This is a genomic window from Mesorhizobium sp. M7A.F.Ca.MR.148.00.0.0 (assembly GCF_003997735.1).
Taxonomy (GTDB): domain Bacteria; phylum Pseudomonadota; class Alphaproteobacteria; order Rhizobiales; family Rhizobiaceae; genus Mesorhizobium.
Map to the genome: position 1 here is coordinate 43,285 of NZ_RZTB01000030.1, position 18,686 is coordinate 61,970.

Sequence of the window (18,686 nt, forward strand, 5' to 3'; positions counted from 1 at the left end):
GAGACTCGAAAAAAACTCGAAGTGACATCAAAATCCATCAGAATCGATGTTGACAGCGTTCGGGCGTTGGCCCAGTATTTTTTCGAGGCTCGAAAAAATAGAGCCTCTGTGCCGGCCCTCGGGTCAGTTTGGTCGCGCCATACGCGGCGCAGGGAGGATAATATGAAAAGATTCACGGCCGCCATCCTGGCGGGTGCCGCCATGTCGCTGACGCTCGCGTCTGTCGCGCAGGCGAAGGACAAGGTTGTCGGCGTTTCGTGGTCCAACTTCCAGGAAGAACGCTGGAAGACCGACGAAGCCGCCATGAAGACGGCGATCGAGGCCGCTGGCGACAAGTACATCTCCGCCGATGCGCAGTCCAATCCCGGCAAGCAGCTTACCGATGTCGAAAGCCTGATCTCGCAGGGCGCCAATTCCCTGATCATCCTGGCACAGGACGCTTCGGCCATCGGCCCGGCCGTGCAGAAGGCGCTGGACGAAGGCATTCCGGTCGTCGGCTATGACCGGCTGATCGAGAACAAGGACGTCTTCTATCTGACCTTCGACAACAAGGAAGTCGGCCGCATGCAGGCCCGCGAAGTGTTCAAGGTCAAGCCGGAAGGCAACTACGTCTTCATCAAGGGCTCCGGCGCCGATCCCAATGCCGACTTCCTGTTCTCGGGCTCGATGGAAGTGCTCAAGGAAGCCATCGACAGCGGCAAGATCAAGAATGTCGGCGAAGCCTACACGGATGGCTGGCTGCCCGCTAACGCCCAGAAGAACATGGAACAGTTCCTGACCGCCAACGACAACAAGGTCGACGCGGTGGTCGCGGCCAATGACGGCACTGCCGGTGGCGTCGTCGCGGCGCTGACGGCTCAAGGCTTGGCCGGCACCGTGCCGGTCTCGGGTCAGGACGGCGACCACGCCGCGCTGAACCGCATCGCCCTCGGCACGCAGACCGTGTCGGTGTGGAAGGACGCGCGCGAACTGGGCAAGAACGCTGCAGAGATCGCTTCGCAGCTCGCCGACGGCAAGAAGACGAGCGACATCGCCGGCGCCAAGGACTTCACGACGCCGGGCGGCAACACCGTCAAGTCGCTGTTCCTGACCCCGGTTGCCATCACCAAGGACAATCTCAACGTCGTCATCGACGCCGGCTGGATCAAGAAGGACGAAGTCTGCGCGGGTGTCGCCGCCGGCACCGTGGCGGCCTGCAACTGATCCGTACCACTTTGCAATATCTGAACGCCGCGGCCCAAAAGCCGCGGCGTTTTCTCAAAGAATTCTGTTTCCGCATCATGCGGATAGCTTCTAGGCTGGGCTCCGGCATGCGCGTCAGACGGCCAGCCGGTGGGAGGAAACCATGACCGATACGACGTCAAACCCGCAGACCGATACGGCGCGCGCGTCGGAACTCGGCGCCGTCGCCCGGTTCCTGAAGGCGACCGAGATCGACACCCGCATGCTCGGCATGATCGGCGCGCTGCTGGTCATCTGGATTGGGCTGCATGTCATTTCCAGCCTGCGCCTTGGCGTCAATCCGCTCGATTTCGACAGCCGCACCTTTCTCACGCCGCGCAATCTGTGGAACCTGTCGGTGCAGACATCCGCGGTTGCCATCATGGCCTGCGGCATGGTGCTGGTCATCGTCATGCGCAACATCGACCTGTCGGTCGGTTCCGCCGAGGGCCTGATCGGCATGGTGATGGGGTTTGCCCAGGTGCATTTCCTGGTGCGCTTTGTCGGGCTCGAACTCGGCAACCCGTGGATCTGGGTCCTGGCACTGGTCATCGGCCTGGCGCTCGGCCTGTTGATCGGCGCTTTTCAAGGCTTCGTCATCGCCTATCTCGAAGTGCCCGCCTTTATCGTGACGCTGGGCGGCTTGCTGGTCTGGCGCGGTGCCGCCTGGTGGGTCACTTCAGGCCAGACCGTGGCGCCGCTTAACGCCACTTTTCAGCTGATGGGCGGTGGGCCGGCGGGATCGATCGGCGCGACCTGGAGCTGGGTCGTTGGGATCGTCGCCTGCCTCGCCGTGGTGTTTGGGCTGTTCAACGGGCGGGTGCAGCGCAAGCGTTTCCGGTTTCCGCTACGTCCGATCTGGGCCGAGGCGCTGCTTGGAGTCGTCACCTGCGGCGCCATCATGGGTGCGGTCTGGCTCGCCAACTCCTACCCCTGGCCGATCGGCATCGTGAACAGATATGCGGCCGCCAACAACATCACCGTTCCCGAAGGCGGCCTGTTCATCGCCCACGGTATCGCCATACCGGTGCTGATGGCTGTCGCCGTCGGGCTGGTCATGACCTTCATCACCAACCGCACCCGTTTCGGCCGCTATGTGTTCGCCATCGGCGGCAATCCCGAGGCGGCTAATCTCGCCGGCATCAACACGCGATGGATCACCATGAAGGTGTTCATGATCATGGGCGTGCTGGCCACGATTGCCGCGGCGATCTCCTCGGCCCGGCAGAATTCGGCCACCAACGTGCTTGGAACGCTCGACGAACTGCTCGTCATTGCAGCCGCCGTGATCGGTGGCACGTCGCTGGCCGGCGGGTCGGGAACGATCATCGGCGCCATGCTGGGCGCGCTGCTGATGCAGTCGCTGCAGTCCGGCATGGTGCTGCTCGGCGTCGACTCGCCGCTGCAGAGCATCGTCGTCGGGGCCGTACTGGTCATCGCCGTGTGGCTCGACACCGTCTATCGCAAGCGCGTCTAGGAGGGCATGCCATGAATGACAAGACTGCTCCTGCAGCCACCGCGCTGATCGACATGAGGAACATCTCGATCGCGTTTGGCGGCATCCGCGCCGTCGACGACGCCTCGATCGATCTTTTCCCCGGAGAGGTCGTGGCGCTGCTCGGCCACAATGGCGCCGGCAAGTCGACATTGATCAAGATCCTGTCCGGCGCCTACAAGCGCGATTCGGGCCAGATCTTCGTCAACGGCGAGGAGGCATCGATCTCCAATCCACGCGACGCCAAGAAATACGGCATCGAGACGATCTACCAGACGCTGGCGTTGGCCGACAATGTCGACGCCGCCGCAAATCTGTTCCTCGGCCGCGAGTTGATGACCGCCTGGGGCACGCTCGACGACGTTGCCATGGAGGCCGAGGCGCGCAAGGTGATGGGCCGGCTCAATCCCCGCTTCCAGCGCTTCAAGGAGCCGGTGATCAAGCTGTCGGGCGGCCAGCGGCAATCGGTGGCGATCGCGCGTGCGATCCTGTTCAACGCCCGCATCCTGATCATGGACGAGCCGACGGCGGCGCTTGGTCCGCAGGAAACGGCGCAGGTCGGCGAACTGGTCAAGCAGCTCAAGTCCGATGGCATCGGCATCTTCCTGATCAGCCACGACATCCACGATGTGTTCGAGCTTGCCGACCGGGTCTGCGTCATGAAGAACGGCCAGGTCGTTGGCACCGCCCGCACCACCGATGTCACGCAGGACGAGGTGCTGGGGATGATCATTCTTGGCAAATGCCCGCCGGGCGCCATTCCAGGACCGGGCGCGCTGAAGATCGCGGCCTGAGATCAAGCCAGCTCGCCGTTGCCGGACACGTGATATGCCAGCCGTAAGGATGGCTTGGCCTTGGCATTGTGTTGGCACGGCGACTTGCCCATAAAGGTCCGATATCGCTCAGGGACCGCACGATCCGTTGAAGAAGCTTTTCCCGATCATCGCCTTTATCGCCGTCGCACTAATCAGCATGGTGATGGCAGGTTTCGCCTATTTCGCCACACAGGAAGCCGCGCGCATCAAGTTCGAGGCGACTGCCGACGACGCGCTCAACCGGATCGAGAGCCGCATCGACCTGCATCTGTCGCTGCTGCGCTCGACGCAGGCCCTGTTCGACGCCCGCAATGGCGATATTTCTCGCAATGAGTTCAAGGCGTTCTTCAACGCGCTCGATGTCGACAAGAATTTCGCCGGCTTGCGCGGCATCGGTTTCCTCAGGCTGGCAAAGACGGGCGACGAGGCGACGGTCGAACGCGATATGCTGCACGATTATGGCGTCAGTCATCCAATCTACCCGGATGCCACGCAACCCTGGCGTACCCCCATCGTGCTGTTCGAACCGCTGGATCCATCCAATCAAGCCGCCATCGGCTACGACATGTTCAGCGAACCGATGCGGCGTGTGGCGATCGAAAAGGCGATGTCCGACGACCAGCAGCACGCCAGCGGGTTGGTGCAGCTGGGCCAGGACACGGGCGCCTCGCAGACGTTCACCGGCTTCTTCGTTTTCGTGCGGCTCAATGTCGAAACCGCTCCCGACGTCATCAATGCTTCGAGATCCTCGACATCAGGTTTTCTCTATGCGGCCTTCCGGGCTCGCGATCTGTTCCAGACCGCGCTCAGCCGGTCGCCGCTACTGCCGGTCAACACCGAAATCTATGACGGCGATGGGGCCGTGAGCGGCGACAATCTGCTGTTCCGGTCGGAGACGCCGCCAGCTTCGACTTTCGGGGACAGGCTGCTGGTCACCCGAAAGATCATCGTCGCCGGACGGCCATGGACTGTCCTGTTCCGGCCGACAAGCGCCTTCTCGCAGCCGTCGTCGCGCGCCATTCCGGTGATGCTGGGGCTATTCGGCCTGCTGTTGGCGGGCGCCATCGCGCTGGTGGCGCGATATCAGGAGCGGGCCTATGAGGCAGCGTCGCGGTTGCACGAAACCACGGAAAAGAGCCTGATCGAAAAAGACCTGATGCTGCAGGAGATGAAGCATCGCATCAAGAATTCGATCACCAGGGTGCTGGCGATCGCGCGCCAGACGGCATCGCGGGCTACCGACGTCAACGAGTTTTCCGCATCCTTCTCGGCCAGGCTGCAGGCGATGGCAGCGTCCCAGGACATGCTGACGCGCTCTCGTTGGCAGAAGGCCGATCTTGGCGATCTCTTGCGCATCGAACTCGGCCAGGTGTTCGGCAAGGAGTTGCCCGAGGGGCTGCTGTCAGGGCCGCAGGTGCTGCTTGACGAAACCACGACGCAAGCGCTCGGCCTGACCTTCCACGAACTGGCGACGAATGCGCTGAAATACGGCGAAGCCGGCAATTCCGTGGGGGCACTGAAAGTGGATTGGTCTCTGGAAGGGCGTGGGCGCGACAGGACGCTGGCCCTGAACTGGCGCGAAAACGGGCAGAAGAAACTCGAAGCTCCCGCCGAAACCGGCTTCGGCACCAAGCTGATCGATCTCAACGTGACGCGCGAATTACGCGGTACGATCAAGCGCGACTACCAGGCCAATGGGCTGAACGTGGAAATCAAAATTCCACTCGCCAATTGAGCGCGACCTTCTCCCGAAAAGGATCAAGCGTCCGGACATGAAAAATCCGAAGGCCAGCGGACCAGCCTCCGGATCGACGTTTCGATTATCGCCGAATTAGTTGCAGCGAGCCGTGTAGATCCGGCCGCGATGATCGCGATATTGGCAATAGCCGTTGCGCAGATTGCGCACCAGCAGGCCGGAACCGGCGCCAACGGCCGCGCCGATCAGCGCGCCCTTGCCGCCGCCGACCAAGCCGCCGACACCGGCGCCGATCAAGCCGCCGCCAACCACGTCCTGTTCGGTCGAGGTGCAGCCGCTGACGGCAACCACCGCAACCAGGGCAATAATAATCTTCCGCATAGAGTCACTCCTCACTTTTTGTCCTCACTTGGTAAAGCTCCAGCTGCCATTTAGCATGAAATGACGGCCTTTGCTGCTGCAATCTATTGTTGGTGAAGATAGTCTTTTTCTGGGCCTGCCGCGTTCGACGCCATTACCAGGCTGGAAATTGCCAAAGAAGCGTCAAGCGTACCATCGGCGCGCACGTTCCAGACGATCTGATCATAGTCGTCTTCAAGCACCGGATCGACGGCAAGACATTTGGCGACGATGTGATCAGCCTGCCCTTGCACGTCGCCCAAGACGAATGGGCGCTCGGCCACACATTGCTCGGCGGTCGCGAAAATGCTGACGGGCACCTGGAGTTCACGGCAGTCGGCCATCGTGTTCGAGCAACCGATGACCAGCAGCAATGCAGCGATATGTTCCATGGCGGGAAAGTCCTCTCGCCATAGTAACGGTCTACATCAGCCAAAGTTCCTGGCGCGCTGGGCCGGGCAGGGAAATAAGACGGCGACAATTGATTCTCTCGCCGGCCGAAACGAGCTGGCCTCAATAGACCAGCTGGTACAGGGCGACCACCACGATCACCGCCACCAAGGCCAACGCAACAAGGCGCAAGGCTCCGTTGGGGACAGGGGCCAGCGGTGGCGCGGATGACTCGGAGTCCTCAAACTCGCCCATGGAAATCCGGGCGGCCTGCTCCAGTCTGTTCATACGGCAACCGTCAAGGCATTCCCTCCGGCACCATGCTGCAAATCCTGCTGCGGAAATGTTCGGTAATGCAACAGGTTCCAGCGGTATCTGGGAAAAACAGCATCTGCTTTTATGGTGAACAGCTGGTTAAGAAAGCTCGGGTCGCTCAATCCGTCTCGAAATTGCCGTGCGGAACGACAAGGCGGTACTCGAGACGGCCAGCCGCGATTTCGAGCGTCGCCGTTCCGTTCAGTGACGCCGGCACGACCCGTTCGAGTGCGACGCTGCCGAAGCGCTTCTCGCTACGCCTGACATCACTGGCTCCGATTGCCTCGGCCCATGTCAGCGACAGGGAGGTTCCCGTGTCGGCGGCGGTCAGGTTGGCTGTAACATTGACGAATCCATCGGGCCGCGACAGGGCGCCATAGCTCACCGAATTGACGGCGAGTTCATGCATCGCAAGGCCGATATGCAGGGCAGCGTTGGGATTGAGATAGGGGTTGGCCCCCTGAAACCTCAGGCTGCGAACCGGATCGCCGCCGTAGCGGCCCACCTGGCCCGATACGAGTTCGCGAAGTGCGGCGCCCCGCCAGTTGGAAGAGGTCACGAGATCCTGGGACGAAGCCAGCGATTGCAGCCGGCCGCGAAAACGTGTCAGGAAATCGCCGATGCTGTCGGAGTAGCGACCGGTCTGGGTGGCTATGCTCTGGATGATCGCCAGCAGGTTTTTCGAGCGATGGCTCACCTCCCGCAACAGCGTCGTCAGGGTCTGCTCACGGCGCTTCTGCTCGGTCGTCTCGACCATCGTGGTGACGACGCCTTGCACCGTGCCGCCGTCGCCGTGGTCGGCATCGATCCAGACCTCAAACCAGCGGCTGCCATCCTCGACGGGAACGCTGATCTCGAGACGTTGGGGGTTGCCGGATGCAATGACGTCGCGCTTGGCCGCGCCGATGCGGTCGGCCTGCGCCTCCGGCAGAATACCGATGCTGTCGGCGGTGTCCGAAACCCAGGGCGCACGCATGTTGCGCGCCCATACGGTTTTCATCTCGCGATCCTGGTAGAGAACGGAAATGCCGGCATTGTGCAACGCGTGAAGAAGGGCGCGGCCGAGCTGCATGCCGCTTTCGGCAGGATGGAGGGCGATGACTTCATCGCTTTGCACGTCGTCCTTCCTGTTTCCGGTCCTGGAACCCATCGGCCAAACTGTCCACCCAATTCAGGCTGAACGGCTCACCGGTGAATGGGTTCCAAAGAGGTTTCCCGAACCCGCCGCCAAAAAACGGTCCGCCGGACGGCGTCCTTTGAAGGACACCGCCCGGCGGTGGCTGGAAACCGTTTGAGGGGTGCGGCTTCCAGTGTTCGGCCGTCCGTCTTTACGAAGCCCTTTTGAACAGGCCCGCAAGAAGCGAAATGACCAGGAAAGCGAGGAAGATGAAAAACAATATCTGCGCTATGCCGGCAGATGTACCGGCGATGCCGCCGAAACCAAGCGCGCCGGCGATGATCGCAACGACGAGAAATACGAGCGCCCAGTAAAGCATGATGCATCTCCTTCAAATGGTGCGATAAAAACGTCGGTGGTTGCGGTTTGTTCCCACCCTTTGCCGAAAAAGACCGAGCTTGCAATTCGTTCGGCAGCCGGACGCGCAGGAAATTCGCCCTCACCGCCCGATGCGTGGATCAGGCGGCCCGAAGTGAAGAATTGAGGAATTGAGGAATTGATGAATTGACGATTTTGATGATCTGGAGAAATCGGCGAGCGAGGCTATCCCTTCAATTCCTCAATTCCTCCACTCCTCAATTCGCGACTATGCGGCTGCTTTCGCCTGCCGGTCAAAAAACAGTGCCTGGCTGATCAGCGCCTTGACCATGTCGGGATTGAACGGCTTGGTGACCAGGAAGGCCGGTTCCGGCCGCTCGCCAGTCAAGAGGCGCTCGGGGAAGGCGGTGATGAAGATGACCGGCACCGACGTCGATGACAGGATCTCGTTCACGGCCTCAATGCCGGAACTGCCGTCGGCAAGCTGGATGTCGGCCAGCACCATCTTCGGCCGTGTCTTGCCGAACATCATCACTGCCTCGGCATGGGTGCGCGCCGTTCCAACGACCCGGTGCCCGAGGCTCTCGACCATTTCTTCGATATCCATGGCGATCAGCGGTTCATCCTCGATGATCAGAACGTCGGTTGCCACCTGGCGGGATATCTCGTTGCTCGCCTGGGCAAGCAGCTCTGAAAACTCCTGGTCGCCGACGTCGAGGATCTCAGCCGCTTCGTCCTCGCTGAAGCCTTCGACAGCCACGAGGAGGAAGGCCTGACGGGGCCGCGGCGCGATCGCATTCAGATTGGCGGCGGTGCGCTGTTCCCACGCCGATTGCGCCTGCTCCTGTGGAACGCGAATGGCGACCGATGTGAACAGCTTGGCGAAAACCTTGTACAGCGCAATGCGGTCGCTCGATGCTTCGGGAAATATCTCGATATCGGCGATGATGGCCTCGAGCATCGCGGCTACCAGCGCATCACCACTCTCTTGCGACCCGGAAACAGCCCGCGAGAAGCGGCGCAGGAAGGGCAGATGTGGTGCGATGGTGGCGGATAAGCTCATGGTAAGACGTCTCCCTCAGAATGACGTGAATGCGTAGCAGGTCAAGCTGACTGCAAGCCCTAACGATAACGCGGGTTTTTAGAAAAAGTTCCGCCTCGACGGAACAAATACCGGGGAGGGGCGTTTGGGGTCGGGATGGGCAACCAGACGAGGGCGCCGCTTGCGTTGTGTTGAGTATGATAAGAGCGGTTTGAGCGCTGGGAATACAAGGGCAAAATGAAGGATATGACGAAAGATATTCTGGCTGGCGCCGAGAGCAGGCGCCGGAACGGTTCTGGTGATGCTCTTGGGCCGAACTCCGAAATCGGACGCAAACTCAAACAATATTACGACGCGCTGGTCTCCGACGATGTGCCGGATCGCTTTTCCCAGTTGCTTAGCCAGCTGGAACGGGCTGAACCCGCACAGAAGAAGGACTGAGGCATGGCCGCGGTCTCACAAGGCTTCAAGACCGATCTGCTTGGGGCAATCCCAAGTCTGCGCGCGTTCGCCGTGTCGCTGACGCAAAATGCCGACAAAGCCGACGACCTCGTCCAGGAAACGCTCGTCAAGGCCTGGGACAAGCATGAGAGCTTCCAGCCCGGCACCAATCTCAAGGCCTGGCTTTTCACCATCCTGCGCAACGAGTTCTATTCGCAGATGCGCAAGCGCGGGCGCGAAGTGCAGGACAGCGACGGTATCATGACGGCCAGGCTTGCCGTTCATCCGGCCCAGCACGGCCAACTCGACCTGAAGGATTTTCGCGGCGCCCTGGAGCAATTGCCGGAGGACCAACGCGAAGCCATCATCCTCATCGGCGCATCTGGTTTCTCCTACGAGGAGGCCGCCGAGATCTGCGGTTGCGCGGTGGGAACGATCAAGAGCCGCGTCAGCCGAGCCCGTACGCGCTTGCAGGAGATCCTGAAAATATCAGGCGAGGACGAGTATGGTCCGGACGCAATTTCGGCCCAGGTAACGAGCTCGCCGGCGAGCTGACCGCGATCGTGTCTCAAGCACGTCCGCAGGCCGCGGCGACCGCTTGCACGAGGTCTTCACCCGAATAGGGTTTGCCAACCAGCCTGACGCCCGGAAACGATGCCTTGATTTCATCGGCATCCGAATAGCCTGACGCAAACACGAAAGGTATGCCTGCCGCGCGCAGCCCGGAGGCGAAATCGATGGTTGAGGCGCCGCCCAGCATCAAGTCGACAATGGCTGCATCGAATCGCGTGGCGACCTCGCGGCCATCGACCTCGGTCAGGTCACGGGCGATCACCACCTCATCGGCGCCATGGTCGCGGCAAAGCTGCTCGACGTCCATGGCGATCAGAAATTCGTCCTCCAGGACCAGTATCCGCAATCCGTCAAGCAATGTGGGCACAGGCAAAGACTCCTTGAAACGCCGGAGTCATGATCGCTAATTGGCTTGCTGTCATTTAAAAAAGACATGTGGCCCCGCAGGCGGAACCTCAATCCTTGCAACGCGTTGAAACGCGCTCTCCAAGAGCGGGCTTTCGAAGGGGGGTCGAAATGTCAGTTCAGAACAATAGCGCTTTCTCCAGCCGCCAATATCCTTGCGAGAACTGCCCATTGCGGCCGTTGCCGATTTTCCGCGACTTCGAAAAACAGGAACTGGCCTTCATCAGCAAATTCAAGAAGGGCGAACTCGCAGTCGAAAAGGGTGGCACGGTGCTGGTGGAGGGAAGCCATAGCGCCCATCTCTACACCGTGCTCTACGGCTGGGCGTTTCGCTACAAGCTGTTGCTGGACGGCCGCCGCCAGATCCTCAACTATCTCATGCCCGGTGATCTGATTGGCCTGCAAGGCAGTGTGATGGGCGAGATGCAGCATTCCGTGGAGGCACTGTCGCCGATGCTGCTGTGTGTTTTCGAGCGCGAATATCTGCATGAGCTGTACCGCAATCATCCCGGGCTGGCCTATGACATCACCTGGATCGCATCGCGTGAAGAGCGGATGCTGGACGAGAATCTGCTCAGCCTCGGGCGCCGCAGTGCGATCGAGCGCGCTGCCTATCTCATCGCCTTCATCGGCAGCCGCGCCAAGGTTGTCGGACTGAATGGCAACCAATCCGTCCAGATACCGATCACGCAACAGCACATCGCCGATACGCTTGGCCTGTCGCTGGTTCACACCAACAAGACGATCCGCAAGCTGATGGATCGCAAGCTGATCGTCTGGCGCGACGGCGGCTGCGTGGTTTCCGACAATGAAGGGCTCAAGCGGCTCGCCGGCTGGGAAGGGCTGGGTGAAGCGCGCCGGCCATTAATCTGAGGAAGCGTGTTTTGCCGGAGCCGGCGGACCGGGTGCGCGCCGATGCGTTTTCGGCTACTTTGTCCCCAATGCCGGAACCTTGAGACGCGCAGCGCGTTTGAAACCAAGCAATCACAAGGAGTTAAGCCATGGCCACTGCCGCAGGAAAGACCGCAAACGACGCCCGTGCAAATGCGGACCTGGAAGCCGACATCAGGCAGTTGAAGGCCGACATCGACAAGCTCACCAAACAACTGGCCAAGACCGGCGAGCATGGCTATGGCACCGCGCGCCGCGCAGCCACGGAAGGGGTCGAGCAGTTGCGTGCGCAGGGCGAAGCAGCCTTTGACAGCCTGCGCAGCAACGCCAAGGACATCGAAGCGCAGATGATGGCGAGCGTGCGTGAAAAGCCGGTGACGTCACTGGCGATCGCCGCCGGCGTAGGCTTCCTTTTCGCGCTCATCGCGCGTCGCTAGTCGCGCTCCAGATGGGAATGTTGGCAACCCTGATCTCGGGCCTCGCCTCGGGGGAAACCGTGGCCGCCATACACCGGGCGCGCACGGCGGCAATCGTCTATGTGATCGCCATGGCTGCCGCACTTTGCGGTCTCGGCTTTCTTGTCGGGGCCGCCTATATCTGGACGGCGATGCGCTATGGGCAGCTTGCCGCGGCACTGGGGTTCGGCGTCGGTTTCCTGGTGCTTGCCGGACTTATCCTGCTGATCTACCGGATCTCCGCAGGCTCACGCGCCCGGCGCCGGGCGCAGCGCCGCAATGCCGACATGAAGGCGATCGGCATCACCGCCGCACTCGCCGTGCTGCCGAGCCTGCTCAAGGGAAAAGGCGGTCTCGGCGTCATTCTGGGGCCGGCCGTGGCGCTCGCGGCCTACGCCATCTACCGCGAGAATGTGAAATCCGACGATCTGGATGAGAGCGAACGGAGATAGAGCTGTTGGGAGAGGTCACTTTGACAACTCTTCCAGCGGCATCGATATTTCGGCAAACACGCCTTCCGGCCGGAATTCATGGGTCACTTCGCTGGAAATGACCTTGGCTAGGCTGCGGCGAATGAGGATCGAGCCGAAGCCGTGCCGATCCGGCGGAGCGACTTGCGGGCCGCCGCTTTCGCGCCAGGTCAGCACAAGACGCCGGGCATCCCTCCTGCCTTGCGTCCTCCAGCCGAGATCGACCCTGCCTGACGGCACCGACAGCGAGCCATATTTCAGCGCGTTGCTGGCCAGTTCATGCAGGATCAGGCCAAGCCCGACGGCCTGGTCGGGCGACAGCAGCAGGTCGTCGCCGGAGATCGTCATGCGCGGCTGCTCGGCCGTTTCGAAAGGTTTGACCTCGATCTGGACGAGTTCACTGATGCCGATGCCGCGCCACTCGCGGTCCGACAACAGATTGTGGGCGATGCCCAAGGCCTGAAGCCTGGCGCCGAACGCCTCGAGGAACTCGCTTGGCTGGCGGGCATGGCGCACGGTCTGCGTTGCCAGCGCCTGGACGGTCGCCAAAGTGTTCTTGACGCGATGGTTGAGCTCACGCAGCAGCAGCCGTTGGCGTTCGTCGCCGAGCTTACGCTCGGAGATGTCGTAGTTGACGCCGAAGATCAAGGTCGGCTTGCCGTCGCCGTCACGCTCGATGACACGGCCGCGCGTGGCGAGCCAGCGCGGCGGATGAAAGCCCTTCACCCGGTATTCGCCGAAATAGTCGTCGCTGCCGGTCAGGGCGTCGCGAAAGCGGGTTTCGGTCTGGTAGACGTCACGCGGATCGATGGCGGTGAGGATGTCGCGTGCGCGCAGCCGGTTGGAGCGCGGCAGGCTGAACAGCTCCGACATCAATGTGTCGCATTCGATGATATCGGTGCGGATATCCCATGCCCAACTGGCGAGCGACGCCGCATCGAGTGCGATGGCACGTCGTTTTTCCTCGCGAACCAGTGCGGCCTCGGCGATCGCGCCGCTGCGGGTTGCGTCCTTGAGGGTGAACAGGCTGGCGGCGAGGCCGGCGAGCGACTTCAGCTGGTGGAGCTCGGCGCGGGATGGAAAACCATGCGGCTCGTGGTCGAGCACGCACAGCGTGCCGATGCGGGCACCTGCCACGATCATCGGCGCGCCGGCATAGAAGCGGACATGGTGCTTTCCGGTGACCAGCGGGTTGGTCTTGAAACGGGAATCCGTCGTTGCATCCACCACCACCATCGGTTCGTCGCCGGCGGCAATCGCATGGGCGCAGAAGGAGACGTCGGTCGCGGTTTCGGCCTCGTCCAGGCCGAAGCAGGATTTGAACCACTGCCGTTCGAGGTCGACGAGCGTGACCAGGGCCATCGGCACCTGCATCACCGCCGCGGCAAGGCTGCTGACGCGGTCGAAATCGGGATCGGCCGCCGTATCCAGCATCTCCAACCCGTGCAGCACAGCGAGCCGGTCAACATCCTTGACTGCGCGCGCAACTTCGGCCGGCAGCTCGGGCACTGTTTGCGTCTTGCCAGTCACCCCACTTGCCTCGTCCCGGTCTTCGCCGCCGCCTGCTTGCGCTGGTGCAAGGCCAGCGCGCTTTTCCGGAACCATCCTAGCGAGGAACCGTTACCCGACCATGATTTGCCGAGCGCGCCAGTTGGTGCAGAATGAGACAAGGATCGAGCATGGCCAAGATCATTCCCGAAAACAAGGCGCGGCAGGGGCGATGGGGCTGGCATGGATTTCGAATCCTGATCGCCGGATTGCTTCTGGTGTTTGCGGCGTGGGGCATTGCCGAGATTTATGGTGTGTTGATCAAGACGCCAACCAGCGATGAACAGCATGTCCCGACACCCAGCACCACCGAGCAGGCTCCTGCTGGTTAAAGCCGCTTTGTTCGTTGCAACGCATAGCATCAGGCGGCTCTCGATTGGGCCGCGCTCGCCGGCACCAGTACATTCAGCGCGCCAGGCTGGATTTCGATTACCGTTTCACGGTCAAGCCTGACCAATTCGCCGTCCATGACCGCGCGAAATTTGCGGCTGCTCGAGTGGATTTTCAGCACCGTTCTGTTCGTCTGGTGGATTTCGACATGTTCGTTGTCGCGCCATTTGCCGCGCGCCACGTTGAAGAAGAACTTGACCAGTTCGGCGCGCTGCTTCGCCACCGTGACATAGACACCAAGCACGCCGCCCGCCGGATTGTCGGCGTAGGGCAAATGGCCTTCGCCGAACAAATTGTTGGTGATGCCGATGCCGGTGATGCGTGCCGCCATTTCGGCACCACCGATGCTGAGCGTCACATTCATCGCAGGTGGATTGTTGATCGTCGCCCAAGCCGCCTTGGCCGAGGCGCGGATCTTTCCCAACCGCGAACCAAACTCCATCTTCTGGCGCAGTTGCACCATCTTCGCATGCATGCCGATCGAGAACTGATGTATGAAAGGTTGGCCATTGGCTGTCGCCACGTCGACCGCGATGATTTCGCCGTCGGCGAAGGATTTCAGCGCTCCATCGAGTGACTGCGGAATGCCCAACCCCCGTGCGAACAGGTTCATGGTGCCGGCCGGCAATATGGCAAGCGCCTTCTTCGTGCCCATCAGCCGGGCGGCCGCGGCGGAAATGGTCCCGTCGCCGCCACCCGCCAGCACGATGTCGACAGAGCGACGCGAAGCCGCGCTGTCGAGCGTTTCCACCACGTCCTTGCCTGCGACAATTTCGATGCTGAGCGAGTGCCCTGCCGTCTCCAGCGTCTGATGCATCCTGTCGGAGAAGGCGGCGAGGTCGGTGGTGCGCAAAGTGCCGCCATCCCGGTTCAGCACCGCTGCGAATTTCATACCCGCTCCACCATGTCAGCCAAAAAGCGACCGGGACACTCCCAGCCGATGGCTGAAACGCGGCGGCTACGGAAATGTTCCCTTGACGCAGAGGGCTGCCCCGGCGGCTCGATCATTTCTGTGATTTCGGTTTCCGGACGGCGCGGTTTTGTCGGAACAACAGACTGGTCACAACGTTGTGAACCTGTAGATGCCGCGTCCACTTTCCCGCGAAGACGCGGCGCATGAGATCAGGCACGAGGAGAGACTATCATGATCCGCAATCTTTTAGCCACGACCGCACTCGCAACACTGATCGCCACCGGCGCTTATGCGCAGAGTGCGACGACCCCGGCGCCGGCACAGAGCCCAGCCGTTCAGGAGTCAGGCGCCGCGACGGTCCGCGCAGAGGGCAGCATCGTCACCAACATCATCGGTGAATCCGTCTATAACGGCACCGGCGATGATGCCGAGAACATCGGCAATGTCAGCGACGTCGTCTTCGACAAGGATGGGCAGGCGAAATCTGTTGTCATCGACGTTGGCGGTTTTCTGGGTGTCGGTGCCAAGAGCGTCGCCTTCGAGTACGGCAAGCTGCAGTGGGCCGAAAAGAATGGTGACCGCTGGCTGGTAGCCCAGACGACCAAGGACGAGTTGACCGCTCAGGCGGAATTCGACAGCCAGCCCTACAGTCCGGCCCCCGCCCCTGCGGCATCGACCGACGCGACCGCACCTACGGCACCTGCTACGACGGATACGGCACAAAAGCCGGCCGACATGAACGCCGCTCCGGCGGAACCGGTCAAGCGCGCGGACGGTAACCTTGCCACCAACATCATCGGTGAAGACGTATATAACGGAACCGGTGATGACGCGCAGAATATCGGCGACGTCAACGACATCGTGCTGACCAAGGAAGGCAAGGCCGAGTCCCTGGTCATCGGCGTGGGCGGTTTCCTTGGCCTCGGCGCCAAGAATGTCACCTATGATTTCTCTAAGGCGCAGTGGGCCGAGAAGAATGGCGACCGCTGGCTGGTGGCCCAGACCACCAAGGAAGAGCTGCAGGCGCAGCCCGATTTCGACCGCAAGGCCTATGATCCGGCGCCGGCCACGACGGCTTCCAACGAGCCTGCGGCCACCGCTCCGGCTGCTGTGCCGTCCGACACGACGGCTCCTGCTGTCGTTCCGGCAGACAAGACCGCCGAAGCTCCGGCAGCGACCACCCCTGACGCCTCGGCTCCCGACCAGACACAGACTGCCGCTATCGACAAGTCGACGTTGACCGAGATGCCGGTCGGCGAGATTCGTGCCGATGACCTGAAGGGCACGACTGTCTACGGCGCAAACGACGCCAGGGTTGGCGAAATCGGCGATGTCGTGCTTGCGCCTGACAACAAGACGGACGCGGTGATCGTCGACGTTGGCGGCTTCTTAGGCGTCGGTGAAAAGGAGGTCGCGGTTGGTATGGATAATCTCAGATTCATGACCGACAAGGACGGCAACAAGTACCTCTACACGACCTTCACCAAGGAACAGCTCGAGGCTCAAACCGCCTATGACAAAGGCAGTTACGCCGAACAGCGCGATCAGCAGCGCATGATCGTAAGGTAATTCTGTTCAGCCAAATGAAGCCCGCGCTGGCAACGGCGCGGGCTTTATTTATGTGTGGCCAGGTTGCAGGCCAGCGGCATGGCCGACGAGGCCGTTCTCGGTCAATTCGGCCAGTGCCAATGACTGGTCGAGATGTTCGGCCCGCCAGGCGAGCAGCCGTTCGGCGAATTCCAGGCGCACGGTGAGATGGTCGGGGTCGGCCGCGAGATTGTCCAGCTCGCCCGGATCGTTTTCCAGATCGAACAGCAGCGGCGGCAGGTTGCCGCCGAAATGCACATATTTGAAATGCTCCGTGCGGATAACGGCGAGGTTGCATTGGCGTGCGGCGATGCCGAAATGGTTTTCGGCCTCGCCCGCGGCAATCGAGCGGAAGTCAAACTCCCAATGCGCGGCATCGCGCCACGCCGCAGGGGTTTCTCCGCCCAGGAACGGCTTCAGCGAGGCGCCGTCGAGATGTGGCGCGGGCTCTTCGCCGAGCAGGTCGAGAAGCGTCGGCAAAATGTCGACCGCTTCGGTGAAGCTGTCGACACTGCCGCCGGTCGCCTTGCCTTGGCGCGGATCGCGAATGATCAGCGGAATGTGATAGCTGCCGTCGAAATAGCCACCCTTGCCCAGCATGAAATGGTCGCCCATCATCTCGGCATGGTCCGAGGTCAGAACGATGATGGTGTCGTCCCACGCCTCGGCTGCCTTGATCGCTTGCCAGACGCGGCCGAGCTGCGCGTCGACCTCGGAAATCATGCCGTAATAGATCGCGCGGATGCAGCGAAAATCGTCTTCGCTCCAGTCGTGCACCTTGCCTCCGGCGTCCGGGCGGAATTTTATCTGTTTCTGCCGGCCGAGATCATAGGCAAGGTAGGGATGGTTTTCCGCCTCTTCGTGCCAGCTTGCCGCGCGCCGGAAGGCCGGGCCGTCAGCCGGATCGTACATCGTGTTGTAGGGCTCCGGCACAATGAAAGGCGGGTGCGGGCTGATGAAGGAAAGATGCGCGAACCACGGCGTGGCGTGCTCCTGTTCGCCAAGCCAACGCGTGAATTCGCCGGTCAGGAAGGCCGCCGGGGTTTGTTGCCCGGAGTAGACAGGCGGCGCGTTGCTGATGGTGGTCCCGGCCACGCCGTCAACCACCGGGCGGTGGATGCCGGGGGACCCGGCGCTGGCGTCGACACCTTGCAGTTCCAGCCAGGATAGCCATTGCTTCTGATGCTCGGGCAGCAACTGGCGCACCGTAAAGCCCGGCAGCACGCCTTCATAGCTTTGCAGCCGCGGATCGCCCGGCGCCAGCAGACGCGGATCGAGCGAGACGTCGGTGTAGCCGAACAGGGTCGGATCATAGCCCAGGGCGCGAGCTGAGAGCGCGATGTTGCCGTGGCGCGCGTCGAGCGGCGTGCCGTTGCGGCAGACGCGGTTGTTCATCTGGTAGAGGCCGGTGTAAAGGCAGGCGCGAGCGGGCGAACAGGGCGCCGCGCCGCCATAGTGCCGCTTGAACAGCACACCCTCCGCGGCCAATGCGTCGGCATTCGGCGTCTGCACGACCGGATGGCCGGCTGCGGACAGACAATCGCCACGCCACTGATCGCATGTGATCAGGAGAATGTTGGGCCGCCTGGCTTTTCCAGTCACTCACGATACCTTTTTCGCGGGATGTCGAACGCCTTTCATGGAACCGAATTCCGGCCACGGCGCAAGCCCGACTCTGCGGGCCAATTGGTGAACGAACCTTGTTCCATCGTTCACTTTTACGACACAGTCCATTCTGTGTTTGCCGCCTTTGCGTAAACTGCTCGGGTCCTCATATTGGCGTGGACAGCGGCGAGGGCCGCACATGCACCAAGGAAGGAGCAAGACAATGCTCGACCAGATCAAGGGCCTGCATCACGTCACGTCGATGGCCAGGGATGCCCGCCAGAACAACGAATTCTTCACCAGGAAACTCGGCCAGCGCCGGGTCAAGAAGACCGTCAATTTCGACGCGCCCGACGTCTACCACCTCTATTACGGTGACGAGACCGGCACGCCGGGTTCGGTGATGACCTATTTCCCTTTCCCCGATATAGGCAAGGGCCGGCATGGGGTCGGGGAAGTCGGAACCACCGTCTACTCGGTGCCGGAAGGCACGCTTGGCTATTGGGAAAGCCGTTTTGCCGATGAGGGCGTCACCGGCCT

General features: G+C 61.7%; 21 protein-coding genes and 1 pseudogene. 12 read left to right on the top strand and 10 right to left on the bottom strand.

Going from position 1 to position 18,686, the window contains the following annotated elements; genetic code table 11:
• The first annotated feature begins 162 nt into the window (after nt 1-162).
• The 4 genes from xylF (at nt 163) to EOB49_RS14480 (ending at nt 5,266) form a co-directional block, all read left to right on the top strand.
• On the top strand, nt 163-1,203 hold the full coding sequence (gene xylF / locus EOB49_RS14465) for a D-xylose ABC transporter substrate-binding protein (protein WP_013529274.1): 1,041 nt from the start codon (nt 163-165) through the stop codon (nt 1,201-1,203).
• Nucleotides 1,204-1,345: 142 nt separating this feature from the next.
• On the top strand, nt 1,346-2,698 hold the full coding sequence (locus tag EOB49_RS14470; protein WP_127267718.1) for a sugar ABC transporter permease: 1,353 nt from the start codon (nt 1,346-1,348) through the stop codon (nt 2,696-2,698).
• Nucleotides 2,699-2,709: 11 nt separating this feature from the next.
• The gene (locus EOB49_RS14475; protein WP_127267717.1) at nt 2,710-3,510 is read left to right on the top strand and encodes an ATP-binding cassette domain-containing protein; all 801 of its coding nucleotides are present in this window, start codon (nt 2,710-2,712) and stop codon (nt 3,508-3,510) included.
• Nucleotides 3,511-3,637: 127 nt separating this feature from the next.
• Nucleotides 3,638-5,266 (top strand): CHASE domain-containing protein, encoded by a 1,629-nt coding sequence (locus EOB49_RS14480; protein WP_127381347.1) that lies wholly within the window; start codon nt 3,638-3,640, stop codon nt 5,264-5,266.
• A gap of 96 nt (nt 5,267-5,362) precedes the next feature.
• Here the strand turns inward: EOB49_RS14480 and EOB49_RS14485 are convergent, their stop codons facing one another.
• From EOB49_RS14485 to EOB49_RS14510, 6 genes are all read right to left on the bottom strand, one after another.
• Nucleotides 5,363-5,608 carry a membrane lipoprotein lipid attachment site-containing protein gene (locus tag EOB49_RS14485; RefSeq protein ID WP_127381348.1) on the bottom strand — a complete coding sequence of 82 codons (246 nt, stop codon included), beginning with the start codon at nt 5,606-5,608 and terminating at the stop codon, nt 5,363-5,365.
• An 83-nt stretch (nt 5,609-5,691) separates the two neighbouring features.
• Complete coding sequence (locus tag EOB49_RS14490; protein WP_127267715.1) at nt 5,692-6,018, bottom strand: hypothetical protein; 327 nt, start codon at nt 6,016-6,018, stop codon at nt 5,692-5,694.
• 121 nt (nt 6,019-6,139) lie between these two features.
• Entirely contained in the window at nt 6,140-6,304 is a 165-nt protein-coding gene (locus tag EOB49_RS14495) for a hypothetical protein (protein ID WP_127381349.1), read from the bottom strand.
• A 145-nt stretch (nt 6,305-6,449) separates the two neighbouring features.
• Nucleotides 6,450-7,481, bottom strand: coding sequence for a sensor histidine kinase (locus EOB49_RS14500; RefSeq protein WP_164748875.1), 1,032 nt, complete (start codon nt 7,479-7,481; stop codon nt 6,450-6,452).
• Between the two features lie 178 nt (nt 7,482-7,659).
• Complete coding sequence (locus tag EOB49_RS14505; protein WP_013529282.1) at nt 7,660-7,827, bottom strand: DUF1328 domain-containing protein; 168 nt, start codon at nt 7,825-7,827, stop codon at nt 7,660-7,662.
• A gap of 267 nt (nt 7,828-8,094) precedes the next feature.
• On the bottom strand, nt 8,095-8,889 hold the full coding sequence (locus EOB49_RS14510) for a response regulator (RefSeq protein ID WP_023810997.1): 795 nt from the start codon (nt 8,887-8,889) through the stop codon (nt 8,095-8,097).
• A gap of 216 nt (nt 8,890-9,105) precedes the next feature.
• Here EOB49_RS14510 and EOB49_RS14515 point away from each other — a divergent pair, with 216 nt between their 5' ends.
• Together EOB49_RS14515 and EOB49_RS14520 are read left to right on the top strand one after the other, a co-directional pair.
• On the top strand, nt 9,106-9,309 hold the full coding sequence (locus EOB49_RS14515) for a NepR family anti-sigma factor (protein ID WP_127269630.1): 204 nt from the start codon (nt 9,106-9,108) through the stop codon (nt 9,307-9,309).
• A gap of 3 nt (nt 9,310-9,312) precedes the next feature.
• Nucleotides 9,313-9,864: an RNA polymerase sigma factor gene (locus EOB49_RS14520; RefSeq protein WP_013529285.1), complete on the top strand. Its 552-nt coding sequence runs from the start codon at nt 9,313-9,315 to the stop codon at nt 9,862-9,864.
• A gap of 13 nt (nt 9,865-9,877) precedes the next feature.
• Here the strand turns inward: EOB49_RS14520 and EOB49_RS14525 are convergent, their stop codons facing one another.
• Nucleotides 9,878-10,249 carry a response regulator gene (locus EOB49_RS14525; RefSeq protein WP_027163154.1) on the bottom strand — a complete coding sequence of 124 codons (372 nt, stop codon included), beginning with the start codon at nt 10,247-10,249 and terminating at the stop codon, nt 9,878-9,880.
• A 149-nt stretch (nt 10,250-10,398) separates the two neighbouring features.
• Between EOB49_RS14525 and EOB49_RS14530 the strand changes: the two genes are divergently transcribed.
• The 3 genes from EOB49_RS14530 (at nt 10,399) to EOB49_RS14540 (ending at nt 12,085) form a co-directional block, all read left to right on the top strand.
• A complete protein-coding gene (locus EOB49_RS14530) occupies nt 10,399-11,160 on the top strand; it encodes a Crp/Fnr family transcriptional regulator (RefSeq protein WP_127320888.1) in 762 nt (253 codons plus the stop codon).
• A 128-nt stretch (nt 11,161-11,288) separates the two neighbouring features.
• Entirely contained in the window at nt 11,289-11,615 is a 327-nt protein-coding gene (locus EOB49_RS14535) for a DUF883 family protein (protein ID WP_023811001.1), read from the top strand.
• 11 nt (nt 11,616-11,626) lie between these two features.
• A complete protein-coding gene (locus tag EOB49_RS14540) occupies nt 11,627-12,085 on the top strand; it encodes a hypothetical protein (RefSeq protein ID WP_127320889.1) in 459 nt (152 codons plus the stop codon).
• A 15-nt stretch (nt 12,086-12,100) separates the two neighbouring features.
• Here the strand turns inward: EOB49_RS14540 and EOB49_RS14545 are convergent, their stop codons facing one another.
• A complete protein-coding gene (locus EOB49_RS14545; RefSeq protein WP_127320890.1) occupies nt 12,101-13,633 on the bottom strand; it encodes an HWE histidine kinase domain-containing protein in 1,533 nt (510 codons plus the stop codon).
• Between the two features lie 149 nt (nt 13,634-13,782).
• Between EOB49_RS14545 and EOB49_RS14550 the strand changes: the two genes are divergently transcribed.
• A complete protein-coding gene (locus EOB49_RS14550) occupies nt 13,783-13,983 on the top strand; it encodes a hypothetical protein (protein WP_127330379.1) in 201 nt (66 codons plus the stop codon).
• A 29-nt stretch (nt 13,984-14,012) separates the two neighbouring features.
• Here the strand turns inward: EOB49_RS14550 and EOB49_RS14555 are convergent, their stop codons facing one another.
• On the bottom strand, nt 14,013-14,933 hold the full coding sequence (locus EOB49_RS14555) for a diacylglycerol kinase family protein (protein WP_127320892.1): 921 nt from the start codon (nt 14,931-14,933) through the stop codon (nt 14,013-14,015).
• 252 nt (nt 14,934-15,185) lie between these two features.
• On the opposite strand from EOB49_RS14555, the gene EOB49_RS14560 reads away from it, so the two are divergent.
• Entirely contained in the window at nt 15,186-16,523 is a 1,338-nt protein-coding gene (locus tag EOB49_RS14560; RefSeq protein ID WP_127381350.1) for a PRC-barrel domain-containing protein, read from the top strand.
• Nucleotides 16,524-16,571: 48 nt separating this feature from the next.
• On the opposite strand, the gene EOB49_RS14565 is transcribed toward EOB49_RS14560, so the two are convergent.
• Nucleotides 16,572-18,143, bottom strand: a complete 1,572-nt coding sequence (locus EOB49_RS14565) for an alkaline phosphatase family protein (RefSeq protein ID WP_127381351.1) — start codon at nt 18,141-18,143, stop codon at nt 16,572-16,574.
• A 226-nt stretch (nt 18,144-18,369) separates the two neighbouring features.
• Between EOB49_RS14565 and EOB49_RS14570 the strand changes: the two are divergent.
• Nucleotides 18,370-18,686 (top strand): annotated as a pseudogene (locus EOB49_RS14570) (VOC family protein); the annotation flags it as partial.

What these genes read in the sequence shown, in the direction of transcription:
- xylF (WP_013529274.1), top strand. Translation starts at nt 163, where the DNA reads ATGAAAAGATTCACGGCCGCCATCCTGGCGGGTGCCGCCATGTCGCTG.
- EOB49_RS14470 (WP_127267718.1), top strand. Translation starts at nt 1,346, where the DNA reads ATGACCGATACGACGTCAAACCCGCAGACCGATACGGCGCGCGCGTCG.
- EOB49_RS14475 (WP_127267717.1), top strand. Translation starts at nt 2,710, where the DNA reads ATGAATGACAAGACTGCTCCTGCAGCCACCGCGCTGATCGACATGAGG.
- EOB49_RS14485 (WP_127381348.1), bottom strand. Translation starts at nt 5,608, where the DNA reads ATGCGGAAGATTATTATTGCCCTGGTTGCGGTGGTTGCCGTCAGCGGC.
- EOB49_RS14490 (WP_127267715.1), bottom strand. Translation starts at nt 6,018, where the DNA reads ATGGAACATATCGCTGCATTGCTGCTGGTCATCGGTTGCTCGAACACG.
- EOB49_RS14495 (WP_127381349.1), bottom strand. Translation starts at nt 6,304, where the DNA reads ATGAACAGACTGGAGCAGGCCGCCCGGATTTCCATGGGCGAGTTTGAG.
- EOB49_RS14500 (WP_164748875.1), bottom strand. Translation starts at nt 7,481, where the DNA reads ATGGGTTCCAGGACCGGAAACAGGAAGGACGACGTGCAAAGCGATGAA.
- EOB49_RS14505 (WP_013529282.1), bottom strand. Translation starts at nt 7,827, where the DNA reads ATGCTTTACTGGGCGCTCGTATTTCTCGTCGTTGCGATCATCGCCGGC.
- EOB49_RS14510 (WP_023810997.1), bottom strand. Translation starts at nt 8,889, where the DNA reads ATGAGCTTATCCGCCACCATCGCACCACATCTGCCCTTCCTGCGCCGC.
- EOB49_RS14515 (WP_127269630.1), top strand. Translation starts at nt 9,106, where the DNA reads ATGAAGGATATGACGAAAGATATTCTGGCTGGCGCCGAGAGCAGGCGC.
- EOB49_RS14520 (WP_013529285.1), top strand. Translation starts at nt 9,313, where the DNA reads ATGGCCGCGGTCTCACAAGGCTTCAAGACCGATCTGCTTGGGGCAATC.
- EOB49_RS14530 (WP_127320888.1), top strand. Translation starts at nt 10,399, where the DNA reads ATGTCAGTTCAGAACAATAGCGCTTTCTCCAGCCGCCAATATCCTTGC.
- EOB49_RS14535 (WP_023811001.1), top strand. Translation starts at nt 11,289, where the DNA reads ATGGCCACTGCCGCAGGAAAGACCGCAAACGACGCCCGTGCAAATGCG.
- EOB49_RS14540 (WP_127320889.1), top strand. Translation starts at nt 11,627, where the DNA reads ATGGGAATGTTGGCAACCCTGATCTCGGGCCTCGCCTCGGGGGAAACC.
- EOB49_RS14550 (WP_127330379.1), top strand. Translation starts at nt 13,783, where the DNA reads ATGGCCAAGATCATTCCCGAAAACAAGGCGCGGCAGGGGCGATGGGGC.
- EOB49_RS14555 (WP_127320892.1), bottom strand. Translation starts at nt 14,933, where the DNA reads ATGAAATTCGCAGCGGTGCTGAACCGGGATGGCGGCACTTTGCGCACC.
- EOB49_RS14560 (WP_127381350.1), top strand. Translation starts at nt 15,186, where the DNA reads ATGATCCGCAATCTTTTAGCCACGACCGCACTCGCAACACTGATCGCC.